5 protein-coding genes are annotated in these 12,292 nt (G+C 48.6%); 1 reads left to right on the top strand and 4 read right to left on the bottom strand.

The window, feature by feature from the left end; genetic code table 11:
• Positions 1-51: 51 nt before the first annotated feature.
• Together NKT06_RS12815 and NKT06_RS12810 are read right to left on the bottom strand one after the other, a co-directional pair.
• Positions 52-1,743, bottom strand: coding sequence for a COG1361 family protein (locus NKT06_RS12815; protein WP_253434583.1), 1,692 nt, complete (start codon positions 1,741-1,743; stop codon positions 52-54).
• Positions 1,740-8,441 carry a DUF7507 domain-containing protein gene (locus tag NKT06_RS12810; RefSeq protein ID WP_483311620.1) on the bottom strand — a complete coding sequence of 2,234 codons (6,702 nt, stop codon included), beginning with the start codon at positions 8,439-8,441 and terminating at the stop codon, positions 1,740-1,742. The genes NKT06_RS12815 and NKT06_RS12810 overlap by 4 nt, the downstream gene beginning before the upstream one ends.
• Positions 8,442-8,685: 244 nt before the next feature.
• On the opposite strand from NKT06_RS12810, the gene NKT06_RS12805 reads away from it, so the two are divergent.
• On the top strand, positions 8,686-9,825 hold the full coding sequence (locus NKT06_RS12805; protein ID WP_253434576.1) for a GGDEF domain-containing protein: 1,140 nt from the start codon (positions 8,686-8,688) through the stop codon (positions 9,823-9,825).
• Between the two features lie 102 nt (positions 9,826-9,927).
• Here NKT06_RS12805 and NKT06_RS12800 read toward each other — a convergent pair whose 3' ends face one another.
• Both NKT06_RS12800 and NKT06_RS12795 read right to left on the bottom strand, forming a co-directional pair.
• Positions 9,928-10,449, bottom strand: a complete 522-nt coding sequence (locus NKT06_RS12800) for a hypothetical protein (RefSeq protein WP_253434573.1) — start codon at positions 10,447-10,449, stop codon at positions 9,928-9,930.
• Between the two features lie 71 nt (positions 10,450-10,520).
• Positions 10,521-12,164, bottom strand: a complete 1,644-nt coding sequence (locus NKT06_RS12795) for a sensor domain-containing diguanylate cyclase (RefSeq protein WP_253434570.1) — start codon at positions 12,162-12,164, stop codon at positions 10,521-10,523.
• Between the last annotated feature and the right edge of the window lie 128 nt (positions 12,165-12,292).

Genomic DNA, 12,292 nt, shown 5'->3' with positions numbered 1-12,292 from the left:
ACAGTTCATTGGAGCAAATTTTCCAATTCATCATACGTAAGCTGGTTGGCGTTATTCTTCACGGTATTCTATAACAATCGTATACTCGTTCGATCGAGCTTCACCGCTTCGTCTCTGTCCGTTCAGTTCATAAGTATACAGGGCAGTCAGGAAACCATTCAGCGTTCCCGTCTCCTCTGGAGATAACTGCGCTACATAGGAGATATTTTTCTCCGCGCCCGGGGCCAGTTCCCCCAGATGTAGATACCTTGGCGAAGAGTATTCGGGTATGTTCCATTGAACCTGACCTTCCGCCTGACCACGCCATTTGGCTCCCGGTGGAAGAACGCCTGTCAATTGTACACGGGCAGACAGAGAGCCTGTATTCTCAACCCGGACCTGAAAAGATACAAATCCTCCCTGCTCAACAAGATTAGGATTTACTCCAACGTAAACCTTGATCATCGGGCTTTTCAGGTAGACCGTTGCTTCGTTGGAAGCAGCTATGCGCTGCACCGTTCGTGAATCTGGCAATCGATACGTATACAAGAGACGCGCTTGGTTAACCAGCTCGGATGGATCAGACATGGCAGTCCTTTGTTCAATAATCTTTGCTTCAAATTGAATATTGACGATAGACCGTGCAGTTAATGTGCCCAGACTAACTCCCTTGACAGGATTGGCCCCGGGCCGCTTGACCCCATTCCAGCTGAGGCTCCCTTCAACAAACGTCATACTGGCCGGCAATGAATCCGATACTTTGGCATCCACCGCATAATTACTTTCATTCGCAATGGTAATGTCATATTGTACGATGTCATCCAATGAGACAACTACCGGATGTACCTTTTTTTGAATCGAGATAAAAGGCTGGATGACTTCAAGTGTAACTTTGTTTGAATATACGACTTCCTGCTTGCCTGAAGAAGTATACTCCAGCACCGCCTGAGTTGGAATGCTCTCAGCATCCCTTACCGAAACAACCTGTACCCGGTATTGAATGGTAACAGAACTTCCGGGCTCAATGTCACCGATCTCTATTCCAGAATCCGGGGTCATCTGGGGGGCAAACATTCCATTAATAACAACACTTGCAGGAATAAATACAAGGCCAGGAGCCAAAGCGATGGTCACCTTGGCACCTGTAGCTGTCAGAAATCCCGGATTGCTCACAACGACACTGTACAAAACCATATCCCCTGAGAAGGTCGAAATATGGTCCGACTGAAGGAACACCTCCAGACGGGATGAGGCCAGAGTGACCTCAACGGTATTTGAAAGTTCTCTGCCTGTAACCGTTCTGCCTTCTGGTGTTAGAAATTCATAGTTTACCTGCGCCTGATTCAACAGCTTCAGTGTCGGAGGCAAACGCACGATGGCAACTTGAAAGTGGTAACGTAGTGTGGCTCCCGGCGTGACCTCCGCAGGAGGCAGCCCAAGCTGGGGTGATGCACCGGGCAATGGAATCCCATCACGAAGCACACTATTCGGAAGCAGTGACGTATCTTCCGAGAGCGGATCCACTACATGCACGATGGCGGTTCGATTACCAGAATTCGTAATCTCAATCTGATAAGTTAGTGACTGCCCCAGTGCAGCTACAGTCACATTGGATCCCTTTCTTACTTCAAGTCTGGGGCCAACCCATGGGGTGACTACGGTATTGGAATATGCCACCTGTTCCAGTTCAGTCGTACCCGAGCTGAATCGAACCAGGGACTGATTCTGTAGCCAGTGGGACAACGGACCGGAAGATTGGCTCATATCACCACAACCTCTACTCTGAATGTCACGGTCACCGAAGCACCAGCAGCAATCGATCCGAGTGTTATTCCGGTATTCGGATTGCCGGTTGGTCTTGCAACTCCATCCACCGTTATGCTTCCAGGTACAAACACCGTTCCTACTGGTACAGGGTCAACCATGACCACATTATTGACCACTTCAATACCGGCATTTGTTACAACAACCGTATAAGTGATTACATCACCGACAACAGCATCAATGGCATCAGTGCTTTTGACAACCGTCACGTTAGGTGCAGATACTGGAATCACAAGGACGTTGGAAGACACCGTACCCGTTAATTGACGGCCATCCGGCGGACTAAATGTATAATTGGCCACGGCTTGGTTAGTCAACCGCTGATCTTGCGGCAGCGAATCCACGGTAACTTCCAGGGTGACGGTCACATTAACGGATCCCCCTGGCGGTATGGTGCCTACAACAATGCCTGTTTCCGGATTGGCTCCTGGCTGCGGCACACCATCAATTAAAACACTGTTCGGAAGAAGCACAGTTCCATCCGGAATGTCATCCGTCAAGGTTAGATTGGCAGCCAGATTTCCGCTGTTGTTGATGGTAAAAGAGTAAACGATGGTGTCACCGATCGTAGCATTAGATGTATTTGCCGTTTTGGTCACGGCAATGATTGGTTGATAAATCGGTGTGACTACGATATTCGAGTATGAAGCACCCGAGAAGACACCCGATGTGAAACTTACGGCTGACTGACTGCTCACAACAGGTGGTGTAGGCAGCGTATTGACTCGCACTGCATAGGATATTGCTGCTGAGGCACCCGGAGCTAGTGATCCAATGGCGATGCCCAATGCTGGGTTAGCCGAGGTACGCGGAACACCATCCACCAGAACACTTCCGGCGACAAATGTGGTAGCTGGATCGATCGGATCGGTTAGTACCACATTGTTAACGGGATCAATTCCGTTATTGGTCACAACCATCTGGTACACAATCGTGTCGCCGACCACTGCATCTACCGACGTTGTTGTTTTCGTTACACTGACATCCGGTGCAGATACCTGAATGTTGAGCGAATTGGATGTTAGACTGCCTCCCAGTGTTCTTCCGTCTGGCAGCGTATACGTAAAGGTTGCAGAAGCCTGATTCGTTATCGATTGGCTCAAAGGAAGAGTGACAATGACAACCGAGAACATAACCATGGTTGTTGTTGACACAACGCCCAGCGGAATACCCGAAGCCGGATCGGCGCCCGGTACAGATGCACCATTGACGATCACACTATTGGGCACAAGCTCGGTTCCCGCAGGGATCGTATCCGTCAACGTAACAGAGGCTCCGTAGTTCCCGGCATTGGAGATAGCGATGCTGTACACAACGGTATCCCCTACCGTGGCTATCGCCTGATCTCCCGTTTTGACCGCCGTCAGGATCGGCTGGAACACCGGCGTTGTAACCGTATTGGAGAACGTGGTGGCTGAGAACGCGCCGGATGTAAAGCTGACCGTGGATTGATTGTTCAAAACGGCACTTGCCGGGAGCGAAGTAACTTGAACACTAAATACTACCGTCACGGTAGCCCCAGGGGCAATGGAACCAATGGTGATCCCGGTTGAGGGGTTGGCACCTGGGCGAAGAACCCCATCAACAAATACGCCAGTTGGCGCAAGAACGGTGCTTGCCGGTACCGCGTCTGTGAAGACTACATTACTGACCGTCGCAATTCCGTTATTTGTCACTGCTACGCTGTATGTCACAATATCGCCAACAGAGACCGACGTTGATGTCGTCGATTTCACTACATCGACATCCGGAGCCGACACGGTGATGGTAAGTACATTGGACAGAACAGAGCCTGTAATCGTCCGACCGTCCGGCAATGTGAAGGAAAGAGCCACCGAAGCCTGATTTACCAGCTGTTGCGGAGACGGCAAAGTATCGATAACGACAGAAAAAGTAATGGTTGTAGTCGCACCGGCAGCGACAGTGCCTGCCGAAATACCTGTGGCTGGATTGGCGGCAGGCAACGGCTGGCCATTCACAATGACACTGTTCGGAACGAGAATGGTTCCCGTTGGGATATTGTCCGTCAGGTTAATTTGGGCCCCATAGTTACCCGTGTTGGATACAGTAACCGTGTAGCTAACCGTGTCACCTACAGTAGCGTTCTGTGTGCTTGCCGCCTTTGTTGCAGTGAGAATGGGCTGGAATACCGGTGTGACCACCGTATTGGAAAACGTTGTGCTCGAGAAAGTCCCTGATGTAAAACTGACTGTGGATCGATTACTCAGCTGGCCGCTTGGCGGTATCGCATCCACACGAAAGGCAAAAGTTACAGTTGCGGACGCTCCTGGAGCAAGTGTGCCGAGTGATATCCCCCCTGCCGGATTGGCTGCAGGTTGAGCTACTCCATTCACGGTCACACTGCCTGTGACAAAGGAAGCCCCTGCAGGAACCGGGTCTGAAAACTGAATATTGTTTACAGGAGCTATACCACTGTTTGTTACCTGAACGGAGTAAGTGACGGTATCACCTACCGCTGCCGCAGTTGAAGGTGTACTTTTAACGACAGCAACGTTTGGAGAAGAGACCGGAAACGTCAGCGTATTTGAAGTGGCTGTTCCTGTCAACGTACGTCCGTCCGGAGGTGTAAAGGTAAAGGAAGATGTAGCAAAGTTGCTAAGCTGCTGCGGAGATGGAAGTGTATCCACAACCACAGCAAACGTGACAACCGCTGTGGCTCCAGCTGCAACAATGCCTACTGGAATACCTGTTCCCGGCGTCGCTCCAGGCTGCGGCACACCTGAAACAACAACACTGTTAGCTACAAAAGAAGTCGCAGCAGGAATCGTATCTGTGAGGGTAACATTGGCCTGCAAATTGCCCGTGTTGCTGACAGTCACCGTGTATACAACCGTGTCACCTACGGTGGCATTGACTGTATTGGCGGTTTTGACGAGTGAAATCTGCGGTTGGATAACCGGCGTCTGTGTTGTATTGGAGGAGGATGACCCCGAAAATGAACCAGATGTGAAACTGACCGTCGACTGATTGTTAATCTGCGAAGGGATCGGCATGGTAATCGTCACCTCAAAAGTTACGGTAACCTCAGCTCCTGGAGCCAAAGTACCGATTGGAATACCGGCGGTCGGATTGAAGAGCGGGAATGAAGTCCCGTTCACAATGACGCTTCCGGGTACAAATGGGGTATTCGGAGGAAGAGGGTTGACATATACCACATTGTTAACTGCTACGGTTCCGTTGTTGCGAATAACAGATGTGTACCTGATGACATCCCCGACTACGCCGTAATCTACATTGTCACTATTAACAATCGTTACATTGGGTAGAGAGACAGGAATAGTGATGGTGTTGGAAGACGAGAATCCGGCAATCGCTCTTCCACTTGGAAGTGTGTATGAGAATGAAGCAACCGCCTGGTTAGTCAACTGTCTTGAATCAGGCAAACTTGTTACCGTGGCGACAAAAGTAACTGTTGTGCTTGAGTTGGCTGGAATTGAGCCCAAACTAATACCTGCTGCCGGACTTACACCTGGTGTGGGTACACCGTTAATAATGACACTGTTCGTACTGAAAACAGCTCCCGCAGGAATCGGATCCGTCAAGGTAACCGAAGCTGCGATGTTACCTGTGTTGTTAATCTGAATGCTGTAATTAAAGGTATCTCCTACCGTCAGATTCGTTGTACTTGCTGATTTCACCACTTGAATGACGGGCTGAAATATGGGTGTACTAACCGTAATCGATGAAGAGACACCATTAAAACTTCCCGACGTAAAGGCTGCGCTGGCACGGTTGGTAGCTGATCCTGTGGAAGGAACAGACGTCACTCTGGTCTGGTATGTCACGGTGACGCTGCTTGAGCTGTTTAAGGTTCCGACAACAATGCCTGAGACCGGACTTGCACTTGCGGAAGCTGTTCCGTTAATGGTGACACTGCCCGGCACAAACTCTGAGCCGGTCGGCGTATCCGAAATCACCAGATTTTGGACTGCACTAATTCCGGCATTAGTTGCAATAACGGTATAGGTAAGGATGTCTCCTACAGTCGCATCAGGTGTGTTTACCGTTTTGCTAATCGAAATATTAGGGGCCGATGCAGGTATTCGAACGATATTGGATTGACTTGACCCTGAGAGATTCCGTCCGCTGGGAAGCTGGTACGTATAAGTTGCGGTACCCTGATTCTCCAGTGTTGGCGGAGATGGAAGTGTACTCAGTGTTGCGCGAAATACGACCGTAGCTGTAGCTCCTGGCGAGAGACTGCCCAGCGTTATACCGGTTAATGGGCTGGTTCCCGGACGCGCAGTACCATTCACTGTTACCGAATTCGGAACAAACGTCAGTCCTGCAGGGATCGTATCGGTTACCGTAACTTGAGCAGCTATGTTTCCGCTGTTTGTCACCACAAGTGTATATGCAAGCTGATCTCCCAGCGTCGCATTCGTTTGACTCGCCGATTTATTAATCGCAATGACCGGCTGGTACACAGGAGTAGTGATCGAATTGGAGTTGGAAATACCCGTAAAGGTACCTGAACTATAGGACACAGAAGCCCGATTAAGCAGCGATCCTGATGCAGGCAAGGATTGAACCGTAACCTGAAACGTCACCGTTGCGGAACTTCCCGCAGTCAATGTTCCAACAGATATGCCACTGTTCGGATTAGCCGATGCAACGGCCGCTCCTCTTACGGTGACACTTCCCGGAACAAATATAGTTCCTGCCGGGAGAGCATCCGTCAGAATCACATTGTTAATCGGCTGAATGCCACCGTTCGTGGTAACCACGGTGTAGGTGAATGTCTCCCCTACGGCTACATCACTGACGGAAGCGGATTTAACTGCGGTTACATTGGGCAAAGTCACCGGAATCGTCAAGGTGTTAGACACTATTGTTCCTGTTATGGTCCTTCCGTCAGGCGAGTTAAACGAATACGAAGCGGTAGCCTGATCCACAAGGGTTGGCGGTGTAGGCAAGCTTGTGACCAGCACTTGAAAGGTAACGGTATTCGCGCTACCCGCAGCAAGGCTGCCCAAATTCACACCAGTCGCGGGATTGGCGCCTGCAATGACATTTCCGTTCAGGCGGAAGCTGCCTGCTACATACGAACTGCCACTTGGGATGTTATCTGTCAATGTGACGCTAGCCGCAACATTCCCTCCATTGTTTACCTGAAGCGTGTACGTTACCGTGTCACCCACCGTGGCATTGGTGGTACTCGCCGACTTCACAATGGACAGGTTCGGTGAATATACAGGAAGTGTGGAGTTGTTGGAGGGAATTACGCCAGTAATCGTCGGCCCTCCTGCCACACTCTGAAACGTAAAAGCTGCATTGGCCGAATTCACAAGCTGCAAGATGCTTGCATCCTGTCCGATAAGTGCCCGGTAGGTTACAACAATACTGCTTGACAGGTTTAATGCACCCAGCGGAATACCTGCGGTTATATCCAGTGTTGGGCGGGGTACACCTGCAACTGTGACGCTCCCAGGAATAAAAGTAAGTCCTGCAGGCAATGAGTCGGATAGAACTACACTGGCAGCACTGGCTGTACCTGCATTGGCAACCGTAACCGTATAGAGAATGCTATCCCCTGCTACCGCACCGGTGGCCGTTGACCCCTTCGATACGGTAATTCTTGGTGCGTTAATATCGACCTGAATGGCATTGCCATTAACGATGTATGCATCGCCTGAAGTCGTTAGCGTAAGTACTGCGGAGGATTGATTGTTAATCAGCCTGGCAGATACATCCACATTGGTAATATCCCAGCCTTGACGACCGCCAACGATGTTGGAACCCGGAGCTCCGTTGATCTGATTTCGAGTTCCGAAAGTGCCCGTTGTGTTAAGCGCTCCCGTATCCCCATTGATTTGGGATGCAAAGAAGTTCGCAGCCAGATTGTTCGGCCCGGATAGGGCCACTGAAGTCGCAGAGGTCGGCCCGAATAATGCCTGATCACCTGTTCGATTCGCGTCACCTTCCTGGGCACTGAACAGTGCTCTTCCTCCGAGTACACCGGAGAGAGGGGTTGCGAATCCTGTCAGTGTTGTAACGACTGGTGGTGAAGTGGATTGCACAAGTACGCCGCCTGCACGCAAAGACATGTTGCGAAAAGGGAGATTGGGATTCTGATAAATAACGCCAAGCGTCCATCCCGCATGATTGGCTGTAGCATCATTCGTAATCACAATCGTTCCCACGACCGCTCCGGTGATATATGTACCTGCTCCCCCATTTTGTACAAGTGTCGTTACATTGGCTGAACGTACATAACCTGCGGCGTTGTTACCCAGATCAAACTGATTGTAAGTCGCCGGGTCAGGTGTAACACTGAATGAACCTGCAGGGGTGATAAACGTTACCGGATTGTTGATCGCTGAGCTCAGATTGACAGTTCCATTGATATAACTTCCGCCCCAGATTAATTCCGCATACAGAACGGTACTGCCCGCAGGAAGAACAAGGATGGCAGCGGAACTGTTACTCTGATACAAGCTTGTGGTTCCCAGTGGGTAGGTTCCATACTGAACGGTGGTGTTGGTTGTGGTAAAACCACCAATACTGTCCTGTGTTCCCGGTACCCCTGCTGTTTCCGAACGACTCAGTCCAAGCGTATTGCCCGTAAACGTAATTGCTCCCGTAGCGTTAACGGTTGAACGAACGACAAGAGGAATGGAATTCACCTCCCCTTCAGCAAGAATTACAATCCTATGATACGGAGCCTTCTAACAGTCTATGTCGCTCTAACCGAAATTTGTATGTCCTTCCTCGGAAAGTTTCAGTCAACACTTGTAATATAATGTAAGCTTAGTTCCCATGCTTTAAATATAATGATTTGCGTTTTGTGCATTGTGATTTATAATTATCATATACTAGAGTAATTCTGTCGTACCATTATGATGCAGTCAGCGGTGATATATGAAGAGTTTCCATACGCACACTAGCCACATCCCAACTGAATACGAATTCAAGCATTCCAAATGGATCAAAAAAATGCTTCATGCCTACTGGATTGTCATTACCTCACATTTAGTCATTCAGATAGGCTGTTTCCTATTTCTGGATTATGATCGCACCCCTATAGATTTCTTGATGAATGTCCTGTTCTGGCCTACGACCATCAGCAGTTCATGCATTTTGCTAGCAAGTTGGGTAGATCGGCGCTTCAGTTCATATTCCTTTTACACCATGTCTATAGCCAGCACGGTTATCGCCTGGACGATAATTCATGTCAATTATGACATTCGAATTATACTAGCGATCTGCCTGTTGCCCATCTTCGCTTCGGTACTGTTTTTCAGTAAAAAGAGAGTATGGATTGTTTGCATGATGCAGATGATGGGTTATCTTCTGGTTCTGTTCGATCCGTTCTATCGACTGTACCTGTCTTCATTTGACATGGTATCGATTCCTGCTTTTTTAATCCTAGGTACATATGTAGCACAAGTTATCGTAACCAGCGGAGTTGAAGTGCTGGTTGATCTTCAGGCCAGTATGCTCGCCAAGCAGGACCTTATTGTGCGAAATGCCATTATGACCAAACAGTCCAAAACAGATGGCTTAACCAACCTTTATAATCAAAGCTCGTTCAAGGATTATTACGAAAAAGCATTTGAGTATGCAAACAGCGGCATGAGTATGCATCTGGCCCTGATCGATATTGATGACTTCAAATCCATTAATGATACTTATGGTCATCGGGTTGGAGACATCATTCTGGAGAAAGTGTCCCTGATCATCCAGGAAACCATTACCTCAAGTGATATTGCAGCACGGTACGGGGGCGAAGAGTTCGCCTTATTGATGTTTGAGCAATCTTTCAAGCAGGCCTATGCCTTGGTGGAACGAATTCGTCAGAAAATTGCCCTGATGGGCCACCTGGAACTTGGAGGAGCTTCCATCACAGTGAGTATCGGTCTCAAAAGTTACAATCCTAATCTAAGTAAAGATAAATTGTTTGAGGAAGTAGATGCCTGTCTGTATGCCGCCAAACGAACAGGTAAAAATAAAACCGTAACATCACTTGACCTGACTTCGTCCTTCGTAGAGAAAATATAAATAAAAAAGTTGTGCTGTACACCGGAATCCCGGTTTGTACAGCACAACTTTTTTGGGTTTGCATATGATCAGCAGGCTGAATCTCTTTATACGTCTACGTTTTCATTCCGCCCATTCCCAGCGATGACGATTTTGCTCCAGCCTGGGATGAAGATCACCTGATGGTCCGTCAATGATGAGACGCAGCTCTTTGATCCAATCCTTGAAGGAATCAAATGAAGCAAACATATTCGCCATTTCAGTTGTCATATACAAGAAATGAGGAGCTGGGTACTCCGACGTGATATGGCGCAGCGCGCTATCCACAGGCGTATATTTCTTTCTCTTGCCCTCAAGCCCCTCCACACGTATACGTGAAGTTGGATGTTCCCGCCGCCAATCATGCAAGCGGTCTTCTCTTTTGTAATATGCCTGTATTGTATCCTTGCTCATTCGCTTAAACGTGCTCTCGTGTAAAGGATACAGCACGAGCTGCTTAAATGAACGAGTGTCCACCGTTTCAGCAGCGCGTTCGAGTTGCTCATCAGTCACATGTTCGAACGAGTCATAAAAAGTCAGTGTCCCTCTCTGGCTGTCGACAGGTGGCTCATAACCGTAAGGTACCGATGCATATTTACTAGACATTTCACCCCTCCTTGTCTATAAGATGATAAGCGCAAAGGTGATTGGGATAACCCAGCTAATGTTATTATACGCTAACGATCCTGCTTCAACTCGGAATAAAATGTCATTCTGTTCTTGCCTGCACGTTTGGACTCATACAACGCTTCATCCGCCATCCGGATAATCTCACTTGGGTTATTGCTGTTGGTTGGATATTCAGCCCCTCCGATGCTACATCCAATTCGAATTCGCTCGTATTCAATAATAAACGGCTTGTTCAGACTTTGAATGACGGTTTCTGCATAAGCGCTGGCTTCTTCCCTCGGATGACTTCCAACCGACTGAAGTACAATCAGGAATTCATCTCCGCCCAATCGGACCGTAATGCCCTTCTCCTGACCAAGAGAGCACAGACGCTGAGCCACTTTCTGTAACAGAACATCTCCAACCTGATGTCCAAGCGTATCGTTGACACGTTTGAATCCATCGAGATCCAGATAGAGAAAAGTCAGCGTGTGATTTTCACTTTCGGTCTCCAGAGACTCCTCCAGATAAACTTCAAGGGCAGTGCGATTTGGCAGACTAGTCAACTGATCATAATGCGCCAGATTCTGCATTACGACCAGTTCTGAGTCTTTATTCGTGAGAGAGGTAAGCATATCTCGAAGCGAACGGGACAACACTTCAATCTCCGTAATCCCCTTATTCTCGGGAATTTCAAGCTCTTCCCCTGCTCGCAGTCGATTGGCCACTCTGGTAAGACGCACAAGCGGGGCAGAGATCAGACGTGAGACAAACCAGCCAATGAGTGCAAACAGCACAGTAATAGCGAGTCCCGCCCACACATTAAACCACATCAGGTCAAACACAGAAGCAAAAGCAGTCGACTTGACTTGACGAATGACTACGGTCCAGCCTAATCCGGGATAATCCAGGTGACCCTGGCTGTAGGCAAACCCTGTCACATATTCCTTACGATCTGGCCACTCTTCAATGGACCAGCTGCTTTTGTTGCGCTCGGCCTCTTCGATGCCGGGCAATACTAATGGTTTCCCGATCCATTCCTTCGGCCCCAGGAGCACTGTACGTTCCTTTTTGCTTACGATAAAGAACTCAATGTCCTTTTCTTCTCTTTTCAATGGGGCAAGCACGGATTCTTCGACTTCCTTCGCCCATTCCCAGCTTAAATGTGCAGCGAGCACACCCTGAATATGTCCTTTGCTATCCTTCAGTGGAAAACTGATATCGACAAATTGCAACGGCTCTCCCGTTGGATTTGGTAGCAGCTTGGCAAGAAGTACTGCGTTATGCACATCTCCAATGAATTTACCCTTGATCCCTTCCTGATACACAGGTCGCTCTGATAAATTTTCCCCCAGCAAGATACCATCTGTCGCAGCTAACACTTTTCCCTTCGGGTTCATGAATCCAACCCATGAGAATGAGGGAAAGCTATCTTGTAGTTGATCCAGCAACATCTGAATCTCATCCGGTTGGAAACCATCTTCCAACGAAGCCATTCGGCCCAGCAGATCCAGCTCACCTGCGCGCGCGGACATAAACCGATCCAGCTTGTCCGAAGCCTGTGCGGCCGTACCTGTAAGTGAATGACCAATCTCTGTCTCTACAGCAACGAATGACTTTTGGCTAAAAATAGATCCGATCGTCAAGGTAACCAGCAGGGATAACACAGCGAAGATGACAGTAAGCACAGTTCTGATCTTGAATGACATCATTTCCTCCATTACACGGTGAAACCATCTTACTTTTCAACATAACTATGCTGCAAAGGGTACACGGAATGTCACCTAATCGTTTTCATATTTATCGGAACTTGTGTGTTTATTTATTATACATTCCCATA

This window comes from Paenibacillus sp. 1781tsa1 (genome assembly GCF_024159265.1).
Classification (GTDB): Bacteria; Bacillota; Bacilli; order Paenibacillales; family Paenibacillaceae; genus Paenibacillus.
The sequence above is the reverse complement of the archived record's forward strand: the minus strand, read 5'-3'. Positions and strand labels throughout refer to the sequence as shown.